Annotated in this window: 17 protein-coding genes; 7 read left to right on the forward strand and 10 right to left on the reverse strand. The window is 63.5% G+C overall.

Features of this window, described 5'->3' with window-relative positions; translation table 11 throughout:
* Nucleotides 1-49 precede the first annotated feature (49 nt).
* Nucleotides 50-931, forward strand: a complete 882-nt coding sequence (locus L610_RS00165) for a DMT family transporter (RefSeq protein ID WP_245263691.1) — start codon at nt 50-52, stop codon at nt 929-931.
* On the opposite strand, the gene L610_RS00170 is transcribed toward L610_RS00165, so the two are convergent.
* Together L610_RS00170 and parC are read right to left on the reverse strand one after the other, a co-directional pair.
* Nucleotides 932-2449, reverse strand: a complete 1518-nt coding sequence (locus L610_RS00170) for an ATP-binding protein (protein WP_024847883.1) — start codon at nt 2447-2449, stop codon at nt 932-934.
* 147 nt (nt 2450-2596) lie between these two features.
* Entirely contained in the window at nt 2597-4879 is a 2283-nt protein-coding gene (gene parC, locus L610_RS00175; protein WP_144701519.1) for a DNA topoisomerase IV subunit A, read from the reverse strand.
* A 207-nt stretch (nt 4880-5086) separates the two neighbouring features.
* Between parC and L610_RS00180 the strand changes: the two genes are divergently transcribed.
* Nucleotides 5087-6271: a hypothetical protein gene (locus tag L610_RS00180; RefSeq protein ID WP_144701521.1), complete on the forward strand. Its 1185-nt coding sequence runs from the start codon at nt 5087-5089 to the stop codon at nt 6269-6271.
* A 107-nt stretch (nt 6272-6378) separates the two neighbouring features.
* Here the strand turns inward: L610_RS00180 and aspS are convergent, their stop codons facing one another.
* Complete coding sequence (aspS, locus tag L610_RS00185) at nt 6379-8169, reverse strand: aspartate--tRNA ligase (RefSeq protein ID WP_144701703.1); 1791 nt, start codon at nt 8167-8169, stop codon at nt 6379-6381.
* A gap of 285 nt (nt 8170-8454) precedes the next feature.
* On the opposite strand from aspS, the gene L610_RS00190 reads away from it, so the two are divergent.
* Both L610_RS00190 and rnd read left to right on the forward strand, forming a co-directional pair.
* The gene (locus L610_RS00190) at nt 8455-9729 is read left to right on the forward strand and encodes an MFS transporter (protein WP_144701524.1); all 1275 of its coding nucleotides are present in this window, start codon (nt 8455-8457) and stop codon (nt 9727-9729) included.
* 75 nt (nt 9730-9804) lie between these two features.
* Nucleotides 9805-10959: a ribonuclease D gene (gene rnd / locus L610_RS00195; protein WP_144701526.1), complete on the forward strand. Its 1155-nt coding sequence runs from the start codon at nt 9805-9807 to the stop codon at nt 10957-10959.
* 45 nt (nt 10960-11004) lie between these two features.
* On the opposite strand, the gene ppx is transcribed toward rnd, so the two are convergent.
* The gene (gene ppx, locus L610_RS00200) at nt 11005-12522 is read right to left on the reverse strand and encodes an exopolyphosphatase (protein ID WP_144701529.1); all 1518 of its coding nucleotides are present in this window, start codon (nt 12520-12522) and stop codon (nt 11005-11007) included.
* Nucleotides 12519-14729: an RNA degradosome polyphosphate kinase gene (locus L610_RS00205; protein ID WP_144701533.1), complete on the reverse strand. Its 2211-nt coding sequence runs from the start codon at nt 14727-14729 to the stop codon at nt 12519-12521. The genes ppx and L610_RS00205 overlap by 4 nt, the downstream gene beginning before the upstream one ends.
* A gap of 156 nt (nt 14730-14885) precedes the next feature.
* Here L610_RS00205 and L610_RS00210 point away from each other — a divergent pair, with 156 nt between their 5' ends.
* Both L610_RS00210 and L610_RS00215 read left to right on the forward strand, forming a co-directional pair.
* The gene (locus L610_RS00210) at nt 14886-15131 is read left to right on the forward strand and encodes a zinc-finger domain-containing protein (protein WP_024847891.1); all 246 of its coding nucleotides are present in this window, start codon (nt 14886-14888) and stop codon (nt 15129-15131) included.
* Between the two features lie 10 nt (nt 15132-15141).
* The gene (locus L610_RS00215; protein WP_144701536.1) at nt 15142-16323 is read left to right on the forward strand and encodes an FAD-dependent oxidoreductase; all 1182 of its coding nucleotides are present in this window, start codon (nt 15142-15144) and stop codon (nt 16321-16323) included.
* 84 nt (nt 16324-16407) lie between these two features.
* Here L610_RS00215 and L610_RS00220 read toward each other — a convergent pair whose 3' ends face one another.
* From L610_RS00220 to L610_RS00235, 4 genes are all read right to left on the reverse strand, one after another.
* The gene (locus tag L610_RS00220) at nt 16408-17211 is read right to left on the reverse strand and encodes an amino acid ABC transporter ATP-binding protein (protein WP_144701539.1); all 804 of its coding nucleotides are present in this window, start codon (nt 17209-17211) and stop codon (nt 16408-16410) included.
* A gap of 57 nt (nt 17212-17268) precedes the next feature.
* Nucleotides 17269-18426: an amino acid ABC transporter permease gene (locus tag L610_RS00225; protein ID WP_144701543.1), complete on the reverse strand. Its 1158-nt coding sequence runs from the start codon at nt 18424-18426 to the stop codon at nt 17269-17271.
* A 1-nt stretch (nt 18427) separates the two neighbouring features.
* On the reverse strand, nt 18428-19618 hold the full coding sequence (locus tag L610_RS00230; RefSeq protein ID WP_144701546.1) for an amino acid ABC transporter permease: 1191 nt from the start codon (nt 19616-19618) through the stop codon (nt 18428-18430).
* A 158-nt stretch (nt 19619-19776) separates the two neighbouring features.
* Complete coding sequence (locus L610_RS00235) at nt 19777-20808, reverse strand: amino acid ABC transporter substrate-binding protein (protein ID WP_144701549.1); 1032 nt, start codon at nt 20806-20808, stop codon at nt 19777-19779.
* A 415-nt stretch (nt 20809-21223) separates the two neighbouring features.
* Here L610_RS00235 and L610_RS00240 point away from each other — a divergent pair, with 415 nt between their 5' ends.
* Nucleotides 21224-22396 carry a cystathionine beta-lyase gene (locus tag L610_RS00240; protein ID WP_144701552.1) on the forward strand — a complete coding sequence of 391 codons (1173 nt, stop codon included), beginning with the start codon at nt 21224-21226 and terminating at the stop codon, nt 22394-22396.
* Between the two features lie 88 nt (nt 22397-22484).
* Here the strand turns inward: L610_RS00240 and L610_RS00245 are convergent, their stop codons facing one another.
* On the reverse strand, nt 22485-23219 hold the full coding sequence (locus L610_RS00245; protein ID WP_144701555.1) for a GntR family transcriptional regulator: 735 nt from the start codon (nt 23217-23219) through the stop codon (nt 22485-22487).
* Between the last annotated feature and the right edge of the window lie 13 nt (nt 23220-23232).

The following is a 23232-nucleotide window of genomic DNA, read 5'->3' on the forward strand; positions in this document are numbered from 1 at the left end:
TTCCTGAAACATTTCCGCGAGTTCGCGCCAACGGCGCAGGAGTTGCTTTATGTCCGAAAAGATGTCGCCGCACACCAAGGGCCTGCTGCTGACAGCCATTGGCGGCCTGGCGCTCACGCTCGACATCCCGCTGATCAAGCTCTCCCAAGGTGACGTCTGGTCGATCCTGCTCCTGCGCGGCGTTTCCACTTTGGTTGCGGCGCTGGTTGCTTGGCTTGCCTGGCGCGCGGTTTCGCGCAACGTGCCGCCGCTGATCCCCGGTAAGGCGGGCCTGGCGGTTGCCGCCTGCTACGGGGTCACCTCCCTCTGCTTCATGAGCGCAGTGTTCTACACATCGACCGCGAACCTCGTGTTCTGCGTCGCCTTCAGCACGGTGTTCTCGACCATCCTGTCATGGCTGTTCCTGCGCGAGGTACCCCGGCCGCAGACGCTGGCTGCCATCACCGTGATGATCGTTGCGATCGGCCTGATCGTACAGGACGGCCTCAGCTCCGGCGGCTGGTTCGGCGACATGCTCGCACTCTTCGCGGCGCTGGCGATCGCCTCCGCGATCGTCATCTCCCGCGCCAGCGGCCGCGATATGGGCTTTACGCCGCTGATTGCCGTCGTCGTGCCGATCCTCATCGGCGGTTCTGTGGTGGCAAGCCAGGGCCTCAACATCCAGGCCCCCTGGTGGATCATCCTCGACGGCCTGATCGTGATCCCGATCGCCTTCTTCCTGCTGGCGACGGGCCCGAAATACATCAGCGGCCCGGAAGTCGCGATGTTCTATCTGCTGGAAACGGTGCTGGCGCCGATCTGGGTATGGCTCATATTCAACGAAGTGCCGTCGGACCAGAGCCTGATCGGCGGCGCGATCCTGATCGGCGCCTTGCTCTGCCATTCGCTGTGGCAGCTGAACCAGAGCCGGCGCCGGCGCGTGACCGCCTGATCACTCGGCGGCGTCGCGGCCTTCCATCTCGTCGGGCGCGTTAGGATCGCCCGGCGCGGTCTCCGCCCCAAGCTCAGGGAAGACGGCAATGCGCATGCCGTGGAAATCGGTGCGCAGGACCAGAAGCCCCCTCTCTTCGAAATAGGTCAGCAGACGACGGGCGCGCGACGGGGAGCGCGTTCCGTAGACGCGTGCCAGCGTCGCGTCGGACGGGCACGGCGCCTTGGAAAGCGCAGCCTGCGCGACGACAAGGAATACGCCGCGGATGTCATCGGTCAGCGTGTCGGCCATCGCTTCGGCCTGCTTCCACTCCTCGCCTTCAGCCGTCTTGTTGTCGACGCCGGCGCGGGCAATGGCGAGGCGCCGCTTGAAGTTGTTGAGGTCGGGCACCTGCCCCGGCACCCGGTGGATGCGGCAGCGGACGATGAAGTCTTGGTAGAGAACGGCAACCGAGCGGAAGCCGGCGTCCGGATCGTCCACGATCTCCCGCAGCACGGCGGCAAGGGCCGCTTCGCGCTCGGCCTCGTCGATCTCCGGGAACAGGCTCGGCGGCGGCTCGGGGGCAGCCATTGGTTCGGCGCGCTGACGGGTCAGCCGCTCAAGGATCTCAGCGGTCGGTGCCGGCGGCGGAGGCGGCGGGCGGCGGACGATGCGGCGCTCCTCTTCCGGGTCGATCTTGAAGATCAGCTCTGCCGCGTCTTCGGGCGCCGTTTCCGGCAGCGGCATCAGCTTGGGGCTGACCGAGCGTGCCGAGGTTTCGACCGGCCCGATAGCGATCGGAAGCGGGCGGCGCGAAATCGCTGGGCCAAGGCCGACAAAGCGGCCGCGCTCAAGATCCCGGAACTGCTCGGCCTGACGCTTGTCCATGCCAAGGAGGTCGGCGGCACGCGCCATGTCGATGTCGAGGAAGGTGCGGCCCATCAGGAAGTTGGAGGCTTCCGCCGCCACGTTCTTGGCGAGCTTGGCAAGGCGCTGCGTGGCGATGACGCCCGCAAGGCCGCGCTTGCGGCCGCGGCACATCAGGTTAGTCATCGCGCCAAGCGAGAGTTTTCGCGCTTCATCCGAAACCTCACCTGCGGCGGCCGGAGCGAACAGCTGTGCCTCATCGACGACGACCAGCACCGGATACCAGTACTCGCGCTCGGCATCGAACATGCCGCCAAGGAAGGCTGCCGCCGCCCGCATCTGCTGCTCGGCGTCGAGGCCTTCGAGGTTGAGCACGGCGGAGACTCGATGCTGGCGGATGCGGCCTGCGATGCGGGTCAGTTCCTGCTCGGTGCGCTGCGCATCAACGACCAGATGGCCGTACTTGTCCGCAAGCGTGACGAAGTCACCCTCCGGGTCGATCACGCATTGCTGCACCCAGGGTGCGGATTGCTCCAGAAGACGGCGCAGGAGGTGCGACTTGCCGGAACCGGAATTGCCCTGCACCAGCAAGCGAGTTGCAAGCAGCTCCTCAAGATCGACCTTGACGGACGCGCTACCCGCACCCTTACCGAGATCGATGCCGACAGTCATCCAGAAATCTCCGTTCGTTGCGCAGCGACAGGCATAGCATCACTGCCGCCCGATGTGTCGCCTGCGAGCCGCAATTCACAAGAGAGCGGCCACCACGCCTCGCGAGGATCGCGAGGCGCCCGTTCTTTGCTGGCGACCGATTGAAGATCAGCCGAACTTGCCGGTGCGCGGGAAGCCCTTAGGCACCATGCGTCCGGCGGAGGCACGCGCGCCCATCCACTCGACGAGCTCTTCCTTGGTGCGCGTGAAGGTGCGCTCGGCGGAATCCTGCCAGGTGAGCCCGTCGGCAAGGTTGAAGGTCTTGATGTCGCAGACGCCGCCGTCCTTGTACTTCTGCAGGCGCACGCCCTTGCCGCGGCCCATCTCGGGCACTTCCGACAGCGGGAAGACAAGCAGCTTGCGGTTCTCGCCGACGATCGCGACGTGGTCGCCCCCGACTGGCAGGCAAAACTTCGCCTCGTCCGGCGCCTTGACGTTCATGACCTGGCGCCCCTTGCGGGTGTTGGCGACAACCTCCGTCTCCGGAACGAGGAAGCCGTTGCCGACATAGGACGACAAGAGCAGCTTGCGCGACGGATCGTGCACGAAGGCGGTGACGATCGCCTGGTCATTCTCCATGTCCACCATGATGCGGATCGGCTCGCCATGGCCGCGGCCGCCCGGCAGCCTGTCGGCGCCGATGGTGAAGAACTTGCCGCCCGTGGTCAGGAACAGGATCTTGTCGGTGGTCTGCGCGTGGAAGGCGAGCTTGAGGGCATCGCCTTCCTTGAAGCTCAGGGTCGAGTAGTCCGACAGGTGGCCCTTCAGCGCCCTCAGCCAGCCCTTTTCCGACACCACGACAGTGATCGGCTCGCGCTCGATCATCGCCTGCTGGATGTCCTCAATGTCGTGTTCCGGCGCATCCGCAAACTGCGTACGACGGCGGCCAAGCTCGGTCGAGGAGCTGAAGCGGTCGCGCAGGCGCTCGACTTCCCAGCGGATCGTCTTCCACTGCTTCTGGTCGGAGTTGAGCAGCGCCTCGATCTGCGCTTTTTCCTCGGAGAGCGCATCGAACTCCTTGCGGATCTCGAATTCTTCCAGCTTGCGCAACGAACGCAGCCGCATGTTGAGGATCGACTCGGCCTGAAGGTCGGTGAGGTCCCAACGGGCCATCATCACAGGCTTCGGTTCATCCTCCTCGCGGATGATCCTGATCACTTCATCGAGGTTCAGGTACGCGATCAGCAGGCCGCCGAGGATTTCCAGCCGGCGCACAATCTCGTCCAGCCGGTGGTTGGAGCGGCGGATCAGCACTTCCTTGCGGTGATCGAGCCACTCGCGCAGCACCTGCTTGAGCGACAGCACGCCCGGCACCTTGCCGCGCGACAGCACGTTCATGTTGAGCGGGAAGCGCACCTCAAGCTCGGTGAGCTTGAACAGCGACTCCATCAGCAGCGCCGGATCGACCGTCCTGCTCTTGGGCACCAGGACGACGCGGATGTCCTCGGCACTCTCGTCGCGGATGTCTTCCAGCAGCGGCAGGCGACGCGCCAGCAGCAGCTCGGCGATCTTCTCGATCAGGCGCGACTTCTGAACGCCGTACGGGATTTCGGTGACGACGATCTGGTAGGTGCCGCGGCCCTGGTCTTCCACCGCCCACTTCGAGCGGACGCGGAACGAGCCACGGCCGGTCTTGTAGGCCTCCAGCATCGTCTCGAAGGAGTCGACGATGACGCCGCCGGTCGGGAAGTCCGGCCCGCGCACCATGTTCTCGTCCGGGTCCTCGTGCGGGACCCGCGTCATCAGGTCCTCGACCTCGGCGTCGGGATTGTCGATCAGGTACAGCGCCGCCTTGCAGAGCTCCGCCACGTTGTGCGGCGGGATCGACGTCGCCATGCCGACCGCGATACCCGACGAGCCGTTGGCAAGCAGGTTCGGGAAGGCGCCCGGCAGGACAACCGGCTCCTCGTCTTCCTCGTTGTAGGTCGGGCGAAAGTCGACCGCGTCCTCAGTGATGCCAGCAAGCAGCTCGGTCGCCACCTCAGTCATGCGGGCTTCGGTGTAACGCATCGCCGCGGCGCTATCGCCGTCGATGTTGCCGAAGTTGCCCTGCCCGTCCACCAGCGGATAGCGCATGGAGAAGGACTGCGCGAGGCGCACCAGAGCGTCATAGATCGACTGATCGCCGTGCGGATGGAACTTACCCATCACCTCGCCGACGATGCGCGCGCATTTGGCGAATGCCTGGTCCGGGTTGAGGCGCAGCAGCCGCATGGCGTGCATGATGCGCCGATGGACCGGCTTCAGCCCGTCGCGGACGTCCGGAAGGGCGCGGTGCATGATGGTCGACAGCGCATAGGCAAGGTACCGCTCCTCGAGCGCCTGCTTCAGGTCGACCGGCTCGATGTGATCATCCCCGCCCGAACCGGGCGGAACTAAGCTTTTTCCCATGCAGTGGGGTTAACTGACTGGGTGATTCGCGGCAAGTGCAACAGGCAAGACGCGGCAAACGACGCAATTTATTCACCGTTCATTATCCATTCAGATCCCGATTGCCATTGATCCACTTTGCGACAATCCTGCACGCCGGTATGCGTGCTCATCCGCACCCGTGCAGGCCTGCGCACCAGAGAACCAAACCACCATCAGGGGGACTTCATGAACAACTGCCGCCGCCATATCCGTTTCCTGCTGCTGTCGGCAGCAGTTGTCGCAGCGCCGCTGAGCGCGGCCCAGGCGCAGGACGTCAACGCAGCCCTCGAGCGCTTCAAGGCCCTGTGGGAAGAACAGGGCATGGCGATCGAGTGGGAAAACGCCGCCATCAGCGGTGACGACGCCGTCCTCGAGAACGTCACTGTCACCTCGGCAGGCGAGGATTTCGAGGTTTCGAACATTGCCTTCGAGGACATCTCGGATGATCCGGAAGGCTATCGCGTCCGCTCCATCACCATGGACGACTTCGAGGTCGAGGGCGAGGACGGCTTCTATGCGGCCGTCAGCGGCATCGGCATGAACAACGTGCTGATGCCGAACGACGACGTGCGCGACAATTACGGCGGCTTCATCTTCTACGAGAAGGCGCATGTCGATGACGCCCGCATCAGCGTCGACGGTGTTGACGTTGCGTCGATGACGAACGCGCAGATCACGATCACGCCACCGGTCTCCGGCGCGCCGATCTCCTATACCGGATCGGTCGAGAAATTCTTCGTCGATCTTTCGCTCGCCAAGGACAGCGAGCAATGGCCGATCATCGAGGCCCTAGGCTACCAGCAGATCAGCGGCAGCATCAAATCAAGCGGCAAGTGGAATCCGCAGGACGGCGATTTCGAGCTGACCGAGACCAACATCACCATCAATGATGCCGGCACGCTGGGCATGTCCTTCACCCTCGGCGGCTATACCCGCGAGCTGATCGCCTCGCTGCGCGAGATTCAGCAGCAGATGGCCGACGATCCGGAAGCCGACAGCACGGCTCAGGGCATGGCAGCACTTGGCCTGATGCAGCAGATGAGCTTCCGCAGTGCCGAGATCTCCTTCACTGACGACTCGCTCACCAGCAAGGTGCTGGAGCTCGTCGCCCAGATGCAGGGCATGAGCAAGACCGACGTGGCCGCCATCGCCAAGGGCGCGGTGCCGTTTGCCGTGTCCCAGCTGGGCGATTCCGACTTCACCGCCTCTACCACGCAGGCGGTGTCGGCCTTCCTCGACAACCCGAAGGTCATCCGCATCACCGCGAAGCCAGCGAACGACGTTCCCTTCGCCCTCATCATGGCAGAAGGCATGAGCACCCCGCAGGGCCTGATCAAGACGCTCAACGTCAAGGTGACCGCGAACGACTAATCGCGGATACGACAACAGCAAAAAGGCCCGGCAAACCCCGGGCCTTTTCTTTTGACCTCACTCCGGATGGAGCAAGAAGCCGGCGGCCGCGCCGCCGGCGCCTCCGATCAGTCTTCCTTCTTTGGAGCTACGACGCGCAGCGACAGCTCGCGCAGCTGCTGCGGGGTTGCCTCCGACGGAGCGTTCATCAGCAGATCCTGTGCCTGCTGGTTCATCGGGAACAGCGAGATTTCGCGCAGGTTCTTCGCGCCAACCAGCAGCATGACCACGCGGTCGATGCCGAAAGCGCAGCCGCCGTGCGGAGGAGCGCCGTACTGGAATGCGCGGTAGAGGCCACCGAAACGCTCCTCGACGTCTTCCTTCGACAGGCCGACCTTCTCGAACGCCTTCACCATCAGTTCCGGCGACTGGTTACGGATCGAGCCCGAGGCGATTTCGAAGCCGTTGCAGACCGCGTCGTACTGGTATGCCTTGAGCGTCAGCGGATCGGCGCTGTCAAACGCCTCGATGCCGCCCTGCGGCATGGAGAACGGGTTGTGGGCGAAGTCGATCTTCTTCTCGTCCTCGTTCCACTCGTAGAACGGGAAGTCGACGATCCAGCAGAGCTCGAAGCGGTCGCGGTCGACAAGGTTCAGCTCCTCGCCAGCACGGGTGCGGGCAGCACCAGCGAACGAGGCGAACTTCTTCGGATCGCCCGCGACGAAGAAGCAGGCGTCGCCGTCATCGAGGCCGAGCTGCTGGCGGACGGCTTCGGTACGCTCCTCGCCGATGTTCTTGGCGATCGGGCCAGCACCCTCGAGCTTGTCGCCTTCCTTGCGCCAGAAGATGTAGCCGAGGCCCGGCTGGCCTTCGCTCTGCGCCCACGAGTTCATGCGGTCACAGAAGGCGCGCGAGCCGCCGGTCTTGGCCGGGATCGCCCAGACTTCCGCCTTCGGGTCATTGGCGAGGATGTTCGCGAACACCTTGAAGCCGGAGTCGCGGAAGTGGTCGGACACCTCTTCCATGACGATCGGGTTACGCAGGTCCGGCTTGTCCGTGCCGTACTTGCGCATCGCGACGTCATACGGAATGCGCGGCCAGTTCTTCGTGACCGGCTTGCCGTCGGCGAATTGCTCGAACACCGACGTCATGATCGGCTCCATCGTCGCCCAGATGTCTTCCTGGGTAACGAAGCTCATCTCGACGTCGAGCTGGTAGAACTCGCCCGGCAGGCGGTCGGCGCGCGGGTCTTCATCACGGAAGCACGGCGCGATCTGGAAGTAGCGGTCGAAGCCAGCGACCATCAGCAGCTGCTTGTACTGCTGCGGCGCCTGCGGCAGCGCGAAGAACTTGCCCGGATGAATGCGGCTCGGCACGAGGAAGTCGCGCGCGCCCTCCGGCGACGAGGCCGTCAGGATCGGCGTCGAGTACTCGGCAAAGCCGGCGGCGGCCATGCCAGTGCGCATCGCGGAGATGATCTTTGTGCGCTTGACGATGTTCTTGTGCAGCGTGTCGCGGCGCAGGTCGAGGAAGCGGTACTTGAGGCGGATGTCCTCCGGATATTCCGGCTCGCCGAAAACCGGGAGCGGCAGCTCCTTAGCGGACGACAGGACTTCCATTTCCTGGGCGAAGACTTCGATCTCGCCGGTGGAGAGGTTCGGGTTGACAGTGTCCGGCGTGCGCGCCTTCACCTCGCCATCGACGCGGATCACCCACTCGCCGCGAACGGTCTCAGCGGTCTTAAACGCGGGCGAATCCGGGTCGGCGACGATCTGGGTCAGGCCATAGTGGTCGCGCAAGTCGATGAAGAGCAGGCCGCCATGGTCACGCACGCGGTGGACCCAGCCCGAGAGACGGACGGTCTGGCCGACATCGGCTTTGGTCAACTGGGCGCAGGTGTGGCTGCGGTAACGATGCAGGGTCATGTGAGATTCCGGATTTAATTGGCGGCCGGCGCGGGACTCCGGCGCTTCTTTTGCGCGGTAGAGCGCATGAGAGGCCGGATTTGTCAAGGATAGCGTGCGTTTTGCAAGGCTGCCCGGACAGATCCGCGACAATTCTGCAGTGTCGTCGAAAAGAATTTTGTCCCGGCGGAATGCGGCACGGATGCTGCTGGACCAGCAACCGCCACGACCTGACATTGGCAAGGATTCGCGCACCGTCGTACCTAGGGCAAGCCTATCCTTCCGATCCGGTGGCGGCACATGAAAAGCCTCGGACCTCTGGTCCCGATTCTCCTCGCTGCGGGTATCCTGCTCGGCGGCAACGGCCTGCAGGGAACGCTGATTGCAGTGCGCGGCGTTCAGGAGGGCTTTTCCCCCGCAGCGATCGGCTTCATGGGCACCGCCTACTTCACCGGCTTCCTGATCGGGTGCCTCGACATCGTGCGGATGATCCGTTCCGTCGGGCACATCCGCTGCTTCGCTGCGCTTGCCGCCATCGCGGCCAGTGCAACGCTCGTAATGGTGATCTCGGTCGACGTCTTTACCTGGGTAGGCGCGCGCTTCGTCTCCGGCTTCTGCTTTGCTGGACTCTTCACCGTTATCGAAGCGTGGCTCAACTCGGGCGTCGCCAATTCAGACCGCGCCCGGGTGCTTGCCGTCTACCGCATCGTCGACCTTGGCTCGGTGACGGGCGCGCAGTTCCTGATCCCGCTCGTTGGCGCCGGAGGTTTTTCGATCTTCGCCGTCATGGCGATCATGATCACCCTGTCGCTGGTCCCGGTTTCGCTCGGCGACCGTTCCAACCCGGCCGCTCCGCCTGACATCAAGCTCAACCTCAGGCGCGCCTGGGCGATCTCGCCGCTCGCGGCCATCGGCTGCATCGCCGTCGGCATGACCAACAGCGCCTTCCGCACGCTCTCGCCCATCTATGCGCAGGACATCGGCATGTCGGTCGCGGACGTCGCGACCTTCGTCAGCATGTCGATCATCGGCGGCGCGCTGGTTCAGTACCCGCTGGGTTATGCTTCGGACCGCTATGACCGGCGCAAGGTGATCCTGGTCACAACCGCACTCGCGCTTGCCTCGGCGCTGGCGATCGGGCTGCTTGCCGGCGACAACCGACTGCTCAACTTCTCCATCGTTTTCGTGTTCGGCTGCTTTGCGATGCCGCTCTACTCGCTGTCGGCCGCGCATGCCAACGACCGCGCTGGGCCGCACGAGTTCGTCATGCTAAATGCGGCACTCATGCTCTTCTATTCCGTCGGCGCAATCGTCGGTCCGTTCACGGCAGCCGCTGGGATGGAGCGCTTTGGGCCGCACGCGCTGTTCCACTTCTCGGCCGGTGTCTACGTCGTGTTCCTCGTCATCACGATCTGGCGTATGGCGGTGCGCGGKCCAGCCGACGACAGCGAGCGCGGCCGATTCACCGCCCTGCTTCGGACCTCGACGCTGTTTGCACGCCTCGCCCAGTGGCAGGCACGCAAGGAACGCCCTCACCCGCGAACACAAGACCGTGCAGAAGAAGGGGAAAGATAGGCTTAGCGCGGCTCAACACTTGACGTGAACCTCCATGACTGGAATGGAGACAGAAAACCAAGATTTTCGAGCCTGATGCACCTCATCACCCGCCAGGAAGAACTGGACACCGTCATCGGGGAGCTGTCGCGCTCCGATTTCGTCACCGTCGACACCGAGTTCATTCGCGAGACGACATTCTGGCCTGAACTCTGCCTCATCCAGATGGCCGCGCCGGGCGTGACTGCCCTCGTCGATCCGCTCGCGCCCGGGCTGGACCTTGCGCCCTTCTTCCGCCTGATGGCGGACGAGCGCATCCTCAAGGTGTTCCACGCCGCCCGCCAGGACGTCGAGATCATCTACCATCTCGGCAAGATCATCCCGACGCCGATGTTCGACACGCAGGTTGCGGCGGCGGTTTGTGGCTTTGGTGACAGCGTCTCCTACGATCAGCTTGTGCAGAAGGTTACCGGCGCGCGGATCGACAAGACCTCCCGCTTTACCGACTGGCGCCACAGGCCGCTGTCGGACAAGCAGCTCGAATATGCGCTGGCGGACGTCACCCACCTCATCGACGTCTACCGCCATCTCAAGGACGAGCTGGAGCGCGAGAACCGCGCGCACTGGCTCAACGAGGAGATGAGCGTCCTCACCTCGCCCGAGACCTACGATCCCGATCCTGAGGATGCGTGGAAGCGCCTGAAGATGCGCGTGCGCAAGCCGCAGGAACTGGCGATCATGCAGGCCGTCGCCACCTGGCGCGAATACGAGGCGCGCGAGCGCAACGTGCCGCGCGGGCGCGTTTTGAAGGATGACGCGATCTTCGAGATCGCCCAGCAGGCGCCGCGTGATGCCGCCGCGCTTGCCCGCCTCCGCACCACGCCGAAGGGATGGGAGCGTTCCTCCACCGCCGCAGGCGTGTTGGCAGCTGTCAACAAGGCGCTGGAGATCCCGAAGGATCAGCTGCCGAAGCTGCCCAAGCAGGTGCAGCAGGCCGAAGGCACGAGCGCTGCCGCCGAGCTACTGAAGGTCCTGCTCAAGATCGTCGCCGAGCAGCAGGGTGTGGCACCGAAGGTGCTGGCGTCGTCCGAGGACGTCGAGAAGATCGCCGCATCGGGCGAAAACGCCGACGTTCCGGCCATGCATGGCTGGCGCCGTGAGGTGTTTGGCGAGCGGGCGCTGGCGCTGGTGCGCGGCGAAATCGCCCTCAAATTCGAGAAGCGGAAAATCACCGTCTTCGAGACGAAATAAGCCGGCAGTTGCCGGCTTATTTCGTTCCATCGCTGAGCAACTGCCTCAGTCGTCGGCGACGACGATGTCCATTGGACGGTTCAGCACCTTGCCGAGCAGGGCCATGCGCTTGTCGGGCCGCTCGCCCCTCAGGTCGGCATGGCTCTTCGGCACCACCAGCGACAGCTTCCGGCCCTCGCCCTTCCGCCACTTGAGCTTTGGGATGATGCCGGGCATCGAGGCCGAGAACAGGTAGACGACGCGCAGCAGTGCGCCGAGGATGCGGGCGCGTTCGAGATAGAGCGGCCCGGCAAGCGAACGCATCACCGGCGAGACGTCATCTTCGTAGATGCCCTCGTGGCGGAACAGGCTGGTCAGCGCGATGAAGGCGCGGCCCGGGTGATCGACGCCGATGAACGAGCCGTGGGCGATGATATTGAGCGACTGCGTGCCGCGATAGTCGGGGTGAGCGCGCCAGCCGATATCGGTGAGCAGACAGGCGGCGCGGCGGTAGCGCGCTTCCTCCACCGTCTCCTCGATGCCGAAGGCCTCAAAGGCCTCGCCGGTCCAGGCCTCCAGCTCGCGGCAGTGCGTAACCGAGCGCGCACGCAGGACGGCGAGTTCCTCGGCTGCCGAGATGAGCGGATCCTGGCGCTTCTGCTGCTCGTCGAGCAGCGAATAGAGGTAGCCCTCGCGCACGCCGAGCGCTGACACCACCACCTTGCCCGGCTTCATCGCCTGGACGATCTCGCGCAACACCGCTGCACCGTAAGGCAACAGCGCGCGGCGCGACTTCGAGATGCGCTCGACGCCCTTCATGCGCGAAATGTCGCCGTCTATCACCTGCCGCAGGAAGCTGCCGAGCTTGTCCAACTCGAACTCGTAGTGGTGCATCACGTCGAGCGGGTAGCCCTGCGAGGTCATGTGCAGGCGAGCAAGGTTTCGCCAGGTGCCGCCAACGCAGTAGAAGGTGCGGCCCTTGCCCTCTTCTAGGAAGCTCGCACGCTTCAGCTTCGTGCGCGCAATGTTTGATGCCCGCGAAGTCGAGCCCTTCGCCATTTCCTGCAGCCGCAGGCCACCAAGCGGCAGCGTGATGCCCTCGCCGATCTCCTCGCCCTTGACGTCGACGAGCTCCAGGCTGCCACCGCCGAGGTCACCAGAGATGCCATCGGGATCATGGAAGGCAGAGATGATGCCGAGGCCGGCGTAGGTTGCCTCCTCGCGGCCGGTGAGGACACGGATCGGTACGCGAAACACGTCCTCGGCGCGGCGGATGAAGTCGGGGCCATTCTCGGCCTCGCGCGCCGCCGCCGTCGCGATCACGTGCAGCGATTGCGCCCCGGCCTGCTCTGACAGTGCCCGAAAGCGTCGGAACTCTTCCAGCGCCATATCGACCGCCTTCGGGTCGAGCTTGCCGGTGGAGTAGATTCCGCGGCCGAGGCCCGCCAGCATCTTCTCGTTGAACAAGATGGTTGGGGATCGGGCGATCCCCTCGTAGATGACGAGGCGGATCGAGTTCGATCCAATGTCCACGATGGACAAAGGCCGGCGATCTGGAAGCCGGCCCTGCGATACAGAGATCATGCTGAGGTTGCCACGCTGGCTTTCTTGCGGCGCTTGTACTGCGCAATGCGCTGTGGCGCATGAGATTTCAGGGCATCACCACGACCCGAAAGGCTCGGATTGGTCATGAAATACTCCTGCGCGTTGAAAGGCTCTTCGCCTTCCTCGGGGACGATCCGCCGCGAGGTTCCGTCCGCCAGTACCTCGAAACTCTGCTGGTTGTCCATAATATTGCCCAGCATGATCTGGCCGAGCACTTGCTCGTGCACGGTCGGATTCGTGATTGGGACCAGCGTCTCGACGCGGCGATCGAGATTGCGCGGCATCATGTCGGCCGAGCCGATATAGACGATGGCCTCGTCCGACGGCAGACCGCTGCCATTGCCGAAGCAGTAGATGCGGCTGTGCTCGAGGAACCGACCGACGATCGATTTCACGCGGATGTTTTCCGAAAGGCCGGGCACCTGCGGCCGCAGGCAGCAGATGCCGCGCACGACGAGGTCGATTTCGACCCCGGCGCGGCTTGCCTCGTAGAGCGCGTCGATGACGATCGGGTCGACCAGCGAGTTCATCTTCATCCAGATCTGGCCGGGCTTGCCCTCCTGCACGAAGCGGACTTCATCTTCGATGTGCTTCAGGATACGGCTGCGCAGGCCAAAGGGCGAGATCGCCAGGCGCATCTCGCCGGTAGGCTCCGCATAGCCCGTGATGAAGTTGAAGATCTGCGCAACGTCGCGGGCGATCACCGGGTCCGAGGTGAAGAATGAAAGGTCCGTATAGATACGCGCGGTGATCGGATGGTAGTTGCCGGTGCCGAGGTGGACGTAGTTGCGCAACTTGCCGTCCTCGCGGCGCACCACCAGCGACATCTTGGCGTGGGTCTTCAGCTCCAGGAAGCCGAACACGACCTGCACGCCGGCGCGCTCCAGGTCCCTCGCCCAGCGGATGTTGGCTTCCTCGTCGAAGCGGGCCTTGAGCTCGACCAGCGCCGTCACCGACTTGCCGGCCTCGGCCGCCTCGATCAGCGCGCGCACGATCGGGCTGTCATTCGAGGTGCGGTACAGCGTTTGCTTGATCGCGACCACATCCGGGTCGAACGCAGCCTGGCGCAGGAACTGCACCACGGCGTCGAACGACTCATAGGGGTGGTGGACGATGATGTCCTTCTCGCGGATCGCCGAGAAACAGTCGCCGCCGTGCTCGCGGATGCGCTCGGGGAAGCGCGGATTGTAGGGCGTGAACTTGAGCTCATCGCGCGGCAGCGAAACCAGCTCAGAGACATGATTGACCGCAAGCGGCCGCTGCAAAATCGAAATGCGCGACGCCGGCACCTCAAGCTCGGTCGCCACGAATTCGCGCAGCGCCCCGGGCATCTTGTCGTCGAACTCGATGCGGATCACCTGGCCGCGCCGGCGGCGCTTCAGCGCACTCTCGAACAGGCGTACCAGGTCCTCCGCCTCTTCCTCAACTTCGATATCCGAGTCACGGATGATGCGGAACGTGCCCGATCCCTCGACCTCGTAGCCGGGGAACAGCTTGCCGATGAAGAGCGCGACCACCTCTTCCAACTTGATGAAGCGGACGCACGAGCCGTTGCCCGGAATAAGGATGTAGCGACGCAGTGCCGTGGGAAGACGCAGCAGCGCCGTCATCTGCTCGCGGTTGCGCAGGTGGCGCAGCTGCAATGCGATCGAGAAGCCCAGGTTCGGAATGAACGGGAATGGATGCGCCGGGTCGATCGACAGCGGCGTTAGCACCGGGAAGATCGCTTCCATGAAATGGGCGTCGAGCCACTCCAGCTCTTCGCGCTCGAGATTTTCGGCGCGGATGACCTCGATCCCCTCCTGCCGCAGCAGCTCGGTCAGATGGGCATAGGCGCGCTGCTGGTCCTCCTGCAGCCTCGCGACCTCGAAAAGCAGCAGTTCCAGCTGCTGCTCCGGGGTGCGCCCGTCCGGGCTCTTGATGGCGATGCCCTGCCGGACCTGGCCGGCAAGGCCCGCCACGCGCACCATGAAGAACTCGTCGAGGTTATCGGCGGAGATCGACAGGAAGCGGACACGCTCAAGGAGCGGATGATTCGGGTTCTCCGCCTCGCTCAGCACGCGCCGGTTGAACTGCAGCCACGAGAATTCACGATTGACGAAACGATCAGGGTTGCCGTCGGGCGACGCCGACAGGGCCTGTATCTCGCCAGTGAATTCACTTGTCGCGGGCTTGAGCTCGTTCATCGTCCTGTTTTTCCCCTGCCGCAGGCAAACGGCATGCTGCCAGCTTAGCTTCTGGCAGGCATTTGCGACAGTTTGATATCATCAACTTGCAAAGACCACGTTTATGCGGCAAACGCTCTCGCAGGCGCAATCGGCATAGGAATCCGGGAGCATCTCATGGCTGGCCACGCGGTACCGCATTTCCAGAACGACGCAGGTCATCCCGCGATCGCGATCGGGGTGAAGGAGTTCATGTGCGTTGGGGCTAACCCGCCCTTCGACCACCCGCACATCTTCCTCGACATGGGCGACGAGTCCGAAAAGATCTGCCCGTACTGCTCGACGCTGTACCGCTACGATCCGAAGCTTAAGGCTGACGAGACCAACCCGGCCGGCGCTCTTTACCACCCCAACGCAGCCTGACCGATAGAAGATGCCCGAAGCGGGGCAAATCGCGATAGCAGGAGCCGGAATCGCCGGCCTCACCTGTGCGCTAGCGATGGCTCGCGCTGGGTACAAGGTCACGATCTACGAGCGCGCCCCACAACTGCAGGAAGTCGGCGCTGGACTGCAGCTGTCTCCCAATGCCACCCGCATCCTGCGTGAGCTTGGCGTTCTCGACCGTCTTCTCCCGCATGCCGTCCGCCCGAGCGAAATCGCCATCCGTCGGGCTGACAGCCTCCGGCTGCTCTCCTCGGTAGAGCTTGGCCAGTTCGCCCTCGACCGCTGGGGCGCTCCATACCTTACCATCCATCGCGCTGACCTGCAGAAGGCGCTGCTCGAGGCTGCGCTCGATAATCCGTCAATCACCCTGGTGACCGGCGCCCGCGTCGAGCGTGTCTCGACCACCAAGGGGAACTGTTCTCTCACCATCGCCGGAGCGGATCATCATTTCGAAGCTACCAGCGACCTCGTCGTCGGCGCAGATGGCGTTTGGTCGACGGTGCGCGGCCTGTTCGGCAAGGGCATCGGCAGCTTCTACACCGGCTACATCGCCTGGCGCACGACGGTCGGCGATGGCGGCAAGCTCGTGCCCATCGACCGCGTTACCACCTTCCTCCACCGCAACTTCCATCTGGTCGCCTACCCGATCCGCGCCGGCAAAGAGATCAATCTAGTCGCCGTCACGCCGGGCCTCGCCGAGGCGATGTCCTGGTCTAACGACTCCACCTCCACACGCCTTGAAGTGGCCATAGCGGGCGCGGACCCTGCCCTGCTGGCGCTGGTCCGGGGGGCGCAGCGCTGGACCACCTGGCCGATCCATGAGGTGCCGGCAGCGACGCCGTGGACTTTTGCGGGCAAGGTCGCGCTGATCGGCGATGCCGCACATGCCGTCAGCCCCTATGCAGCACAGGGAGCGGCGATGGCAATCGAGGACGCGCAGGCGCTGGCGGAGCAGCTGAAGGCGCATCCGGATATCCCCGCCGCGCTCACGGCCTACGAGGCGCAACGCAAGCCGCGCCTGCGCCGCGTTGCCAGCCGCGGCAGGTTCAACCGCTTCGCCTGGCACGCCTCTGGGCCCATCGCGCTCGGCCGCGACATCGTGCTTTCGCGACGCACTCCGCAGCAGCTCGCCACCGGCTTCGACTGGCTCTACGGCTACACCCAGCACTGAGAGCGGCCCTGCCCGTCTGGTTCAGGACCGCCTGATAAAACGAAGACGAGTAAAGGTTTCCCCTCGCCCGCCTCGGAACGATTGTCAGTGCAGGATTTGTGACAGGAACAGCTTGGTGCGTTCGTGACGCGGATTGTCAAAGAACTCGGCCGGCGTGTTTTGCTCGACGATCTGGCCCTGATCCATGAAGATGACGCGGTTGGCGACCTGACGGGCGAAACCCATCTCGTGGGTCACGCAGATCATCGTCATGCCTTCCTCGGCAAGACCGACCATCGTCTCCAGCACTTCCTTGATCATCTCCGGGTCGAGCGCCGAGGTCGGCTCGTCGAACAGCATGATGCGAGGGTTCATGCAGAGCGAGCGGGCGATCGCCACGCGCTGCTGCTGGCCGCCCGATAGCTGGCCCGGGTATTTGTGCGCCTGCTCCGGGATTTTCACGCGGGTGAGGAAATGCATCGCGATTTCCTCGGCCTGCTTCTTCGGCATCTTGCGCACCCAAATCGGCGCCAGTGTGCAGTTTTCAAGGATCGTCAGGTGCGGGAAGAGGTTGAAGTGCTGGAACACCATGCCGACCTCGCGCCGCACCTCGTCGATCTTCTTGAGATCGTTGGTGAGCTCGATGCCATCGACGATGATCTTGCCCTTCTGGTGCTCCTCAAGGCGGTTGATGCAGCGGATCATCGTCGACTTGCCGGAGCCCGACGGGCCGGCCACGACGATGCGCTCGCCGCGCATCACCTTGAGATTGATGTCCTTGAGGACGTGGAAGTCACCGTACCACTTGTGCATGCCGATGATTTCGATGGCGACGTCCGTGTCCGACACCTTCATCTTGGAGCGGTCGACGGCGATCTCGTTCGCGGCAACAGCGTTTTCAGTGGCCATTTTCTGTTCCCCTGTGGCTCTTCGGCCTTGTCTTGTGTTTGTTACGGGAGGTCGTGTTCATCGGCGGTATCCGGTGTCAAGCCGCCGCTCCATCCAGATCGAGTAGCGGGACATGCCGAAACAGAAGATCCAGAAGACGGCGCCGGCGAAGATCAGCCCCGACATCGGCGTCTGCGCGGATGCCCAGGCGGCGTCAGTAAAGTTCTGGCGCACGATGCCCAGTAGGTCAAACATGCCGATGATGTAGACCAGGCTCGTGTCCTTGAAGAGGCTGATGAAGCTGTTGACGATGCCGGGGATGACCAGCTTCAGTGCCTGCGGCAGGATGATCAGGCACATCTTCTGCCAGTAGCTGAGGCCGAGCGAATCCGCGCCCTCGTACTGCCCCTTCGGGATCGCCTGCAGGCCCCCGCGAACCACCTCCGCCATGTAGGCTGACGCGAAAAGGGCAACACCCACCAGCGCGCGCAGGAACCGGTCGAAGGTCATGCCCGCCGGCATGAACAACGGCAGCATCACCGAGGCCATGAACAGCACGGTCACCAGCGGCACGCCGCGCACCAGCTCAATGAAGATGACGCAGATCATCTTGATCGCCGGCATCTTGGATCGTCGTCCCAGCGCCAGCACGATGCCAAGCGGCAGCGACACTGCAATGCCGACGACCGACAGCACGATCGTCACCAGCAGCCCGCCCCATTCCGAGGTCGGCACATAGCGCAGGCCAAAATAGCCGCCGACCAGCAGGAAGAAGGCGACGATCGGGAAGACGACAAACAGCAGCAGCGCGTTGAGGGCCTTGTAGGGTACGCGCGGGATCAGCAGCGGCACCAGCAGCAGTACGAACAGGATCGCCGTGAGATCGACGCGCCAGCGCTCGCTGTAGGTGTAGCGACCGTACATGAACTGGGCGAACTTCGCGTTGACGAACGCCCAGCACGCACCGGACCAGCCGTCCGGCCGGACGCCACCCTGCGAAACGGTGGCGCAGACGGTACGGTCGGGTCCAGACCATACGGCATCGATGAACGCCCAGCGCAGCATATTCGGCACGAACCAGACGATCAGGAACAGGCCAAGCAGCGTAAGCACCGTGTCCATCGGCGAGGCAAACAGGTTGGCGCGCAGCCAGGCGCCAAAACCGCGGGCCCGCGACGGGGCCGGCTGCGGCCCCAGCATTTCGGTGCGGACATAGGAAAGATCAGCGCTCGTCATCTTATCTCTCCACCAGCGCCATCTTGGCGTTGAACCAGTTCATGAAGGCTGCGGTCGACAGGCTGAGGCCGAGATAGATGACCATCCAGATGGCCACGACCTCGATCGCCTGGCCGGTCTGGTTCATCGTCGTCTGGCCGATCTGGACGAGGTCGGGATAGCCGACGAAGACGGCGAGCGACGAGTTCTTCGTCAGGTTGAGATACTGGCTGGTAAGCGGCGGGATGATGATGCGCATCGCCTGCGGGATCACCACCAGCCTGAGCGTCAGGCCGGAGCGCAAGCCGAGAGCGTAGGAGGCTTCTGTTTGACCGCGGTTGACGCCGAGGATACCGGCGCGAACGATCTCGGCGATGAACGAGGCGGTGTAGAAAGACAGCGCCAGGTACAGCGACAGGAACTCGGGCTTCACCTGGAAGCCGCCGCTGAGGTTGAAGGTGCCCTTCTGCGGGAACTCGAAGCTGACCGGGATGCCGAGCAGCAACGTCACCAGCAGCGGCAGGCCAATGATGAGGCCGAGCGATGTTGCAAGCCGCGGGAACGGCTGGCCGGTCTGCATCTGGCGCCGGTAGGCCCAGCGGTTGACGATGAAGGCGACGATGATGCCGACGACGAGAGCGGCCGGAATGAGCCACGCACTCTCTTCCCAGATGGCCTTCGGCAGGAAGAAGCCACGGTTGTTGAGATAGGACGAGAATGGCAGCTCAAGACTGTCGCGCGGCCCGGGCAGCACCGACAGCACACCGAGATACCAGAAAAAGATGACGAGCAGCGGCGGGATGTTGCGGAACACCTCGACATAAACCGTGCAGATCTTGGCGATGAGCCAGTTGCCAGACAGCCGGCCGACGCCGACAAGGAAGCCGATGATGGTCGCAGTGATGATGCCGCAAATGGCGACAAGGATCGTGTTCAGCAGGCCAACGATCAGCGCGCTGCGGAAGGATGAGTCCGCCGTGTATTGGATCAGTGACTGCGAGACGTCGAAACCGCTACGGCGATCAAGGAAGCCAAAGCCGGACGAAATGTTCGCTCGGCGAAGATTGTCTACCGTATTTCCCCAAATCCAGTAGACCGCCGCGGCCAGAATGACCACGACAAGTACCTGGAAGATGATCCCGCGAACCCGCGGATCGTTCTTCCACGAGACGCGTGCTGACGTGTCAGCGCGCAGCACCTCAGTCGATGCCATGTGGTTCCCCTTGGTTCGGTGCGGGGACGTGCGTAGCGTCTCCGTCATTCCCGATAATTTCCAGAGCCGGTACTCACCTTGCAAAGATCAAGGCGTGCATTTGCACCGGGCACCAAGAAAAGCGGCTGCCGGGGTTGCCGGCAGCCGGAGCAAATTTCTTAGCGGAGCGGCGGAGCGTACTGCAGGCCGCCCTTGGTCCAGAGTTGGTTCAGGCCGCGGGCGATCTTGAGTGGGCTCTCCTGGCCGATGTTACGCTCGAACATCTCGCCATAGTTGCCGACGCCGGCGACCACTTTCACGACCCAGTCGTTTTCGAGGCCGAGCATCGCGCCAATCTTGGATTCCGGCTCCTGGCCGAGGATGCGCTTGATCTCCGGATTGTCGGAGCCCTTCATTTCCTCGACGTTGGCCTGGGTGATGCCGAGTTCCTCGGCCTGGATCAGCGCAAAGAGAGTCCACTTGACGATGTCGAACCACTGGTCGTCACCCTGGCGGACGAGCGGGCCGAGCGGCTCCTTGGAGATGATCTCCGGAAGAACCACGTGCTCATCCGGGTTGGCGAGCGTCAGACGGAGCGCATACAGACCGGACTGGTCGGTGGTGTAGGCGTCGCAGCGACCAGCCTCATAAGCGGCATTGGTCTCGTCGAAGCCCTGGAACACGACCGGGTTGTATTCCATGTTGTTGGCACGGAAGTAGTCGGCGAGGTTGAGCTCGGTCGTCGTGCCGGTCTGCACGCAGATCGCGGCGCCCGAAAGCTGCAGCGCGGAGTTGATGCCCGGGAGCTTCGCCGCGTTGATCATGAAGCCCTGGCCGTCATAGTAGTTGACGCCAGTGAAGTTGAAGCCGAGCGACGTGTCGCGGCTCAGCGTCCAGGTCGTGTTGCGCGCGAGCAGGTCGATTTCACCCGACTGCAGCGCGGTGAACCGCTCGGTCGCGTTGGTCGGGGTGAACTTCACCTTCTCCGGATCCCCGAAGACGGCGGCAGCAACGGCCTTGCAGAAGTCCGAGTCGAAGCCCTTCCAGTTGCCCTGATCGTCGGGGGCAGCAAAACCGGCAAGGCCGGTGTGGACGCCGCACTGGACAAACCCCTTGGCCTTCACGTCGTCGAGCGTCGCCGCCGACCCGGCCGCAGCCGACATCAGCACCATCGCAGCCGATCCGAGAATTCCGGTCACAAACTTTTTCATGCCCACATACCCTTTTCTAATTTTTGTCGGGGTGCGTGTCCCCTTGTGGTTCCTGCGGAAGCAGTGGCAGCCCTGTCAACAGCCTGAGGTCGCCTGAGAGCTTGAGGCCCTGTCGTCCCGCCTCCCATTACGCGGCCATCGAAAGCGATTATTGACCATCGGTCAAGTGCGAATGAAACAGCGGGAAGAATTGCCCAAAATTGATGCACCTCACACCATCTTTCGTGCATGTAGAGCCAATGAGTGAGCAAAAAAAATGTAGTTTTCCGGCCAATTATCCGGAAAAACTTACATAGTTCGTCAGGAGCGCCACTCGGCACTCTGGCCCAATTTTTACGGGGCCGCTGCGTTGGTCTGCGATAGTTGCAGAAGCTGGCTGCAGTGGCTATCCCTCCCCTAAACGGATCGAGGACAGATGAGCAATTCAGGCCAGACCAAGAAGGGCATCCACACGCAGCTTGCCCATATCGGCAACAACCCGCGCGACTTTTACGGCTTCGTGAACCCGCCGGTCGTGCATGCCTCCACAGTGCTGTTTCCGGACGCAGCGACCATGGCGTCACGCAACCAGAAATATACCTACGGGACGCGCGGCACGCCGACGACCGACGCACTGGCCTCGGCCATGGACACGCTGGAAGGCTCGGCCGGAACCATCATCGTGCCGTCGGGTCTGGCGGCGGTCACGATCCCGATGCTGGCCTTCCTGTCGGCAGGCGATCATGTGCTGATCGTCGATTCCGTCTACCACCCGACCCGCCACTTCGCCGACATGATGCTGAAGCGCTTCGGTGTCGAGGTCGAATATTACGACCCGGCGATCGGCGGCGGCATCTCGGCACTGATAAAGGCCAACACCAAGGTCGTGTTCACCGAATCGCCCGGGTCCAACACCTTCGAGATCCAGGACATTCCCGCAATCGCACAGGCCGCGCATGCGCGCGGCGCGATCGTGATGATGGACAACACCTGGGCGACGCCGCTCTACTTCCGGCCTCTCGACCACGGCGTCGACGTCTCGATCCACGCGGCGACCAAGTATCCGGCCGGCCATTCGGACATCCTGTTAGGCACGGTGTCCGCCAACGAACGCTGCTGGAATCAGCTGCACGAGACCTTCGTTACCATGGGCTGCTGCGCGGCTCCCGACGATGTCTATCAGGTGCTGCGCGGCCTCCGGACCATGGGCGTGCGTCTCGAGCGCCACGAGAAGAACGCACTTGAGATAGCGCGCTGGCTGGAAGCACAGTCGGGCGTTGCGCAGGTGCTGCACCCTGCTCTCGAAAGCTTCCCGAGCCACGCGCTGTGGAAGCGCGACTTCAAGGGATCAAGCGGCATCTTCTCGATCGTTCTCAACGGCGGCGGCGAAAAGCAGGCGCACGCCTTCCTCGACGCGCTGAGGATCTTCGGCCTGGGCTATTCCTGGGGCGGGTTCGAGAGCCTTGCCGTGCATGTCTGGATCGGCGACCGCCTCGTTTCGAAGCGCAGCTACGGCGGCCCGATCATCCGCCTGCAGATCGGCCTCGAGGACGTCGAGGACCTGAAGCAGGATCTGACCAACGCGCTGGCGGCGGCGGCATCAGCCTGAGTCAGCCGCTGCAACGCCTGACGACCCGAATCGAAAAAGCCGCCGATCTTCCGGCGGCTTTTTCTTTCCACTCAAAGACCTGCGTCGTTCAGGTAACAATCAGATTCAGGGACGGAATGCGGCTGAGCAGGCTCTTGTCGGTGTTGAGCACATATTCGAGGTTCTGACGCGCGACGCGCGCATGTTCGCGCGCGATTGCTTCGGCGCGCGCGCCCTCGCGCATCTCAATTGCCTGAACGATGGAGCGGTGCTGCTCCTGACCGCCGATGAGCGAGCGGCGGAAGACGACGAACGCCTCCTCAGTCTCCAGAAACGCGCTGGGCGAGGCGAACGGCAGGCTGGTCGCGCGCTCGATCTCGCGGCGCAGGGTCTCGCTTCCGGCAAGCATCGACAGCAACCGGTGAAACTCGGCATTGAGTTCCACGTAGCGTTCGAAATTGATCTTGGCAGGGTTCGGATTGATTGTTGCGTCCAGCGCCTCCACCACCTTGCTGATCTCGATCAGCTTACGCGGTTCGACGCCGCGCTCAGCCGCAAGGCGCGCTGCCGTGCCTTCGAGCACGCCGCGTATCTCAATGGAATCGATAACTTCGTCGGCGGAAAAGCCGCGTGCGATATAGCCGCCGGACGGAATTCGTTCGAGCAGCCCTTCCTGCTCAAGGCGCGCCAGAGCGGCGCGAATAGGTGTTCGGGAAATTCCAAGGCGCTCCGAAAGAGGAACTTCGGACAGGCGCTCCCCACGAGCAATCACGCCACCCACGACCAGATTGCGGATACCCATCAGGGCCTTGAGCGTCTGGGAGGCTTCCTTGCGGTCGTTCATGTCCCTGGCCCGT

It is taken from the genome of Aminobacter sp. J44, assembly GCF_007829415.1.
Taxonomy (GTDB): domain Bacteria; phylum Pseudomonadota; class Alphaproteobacteria; order Rhizobiales; family Rhizobiaceae; genus Aerobium.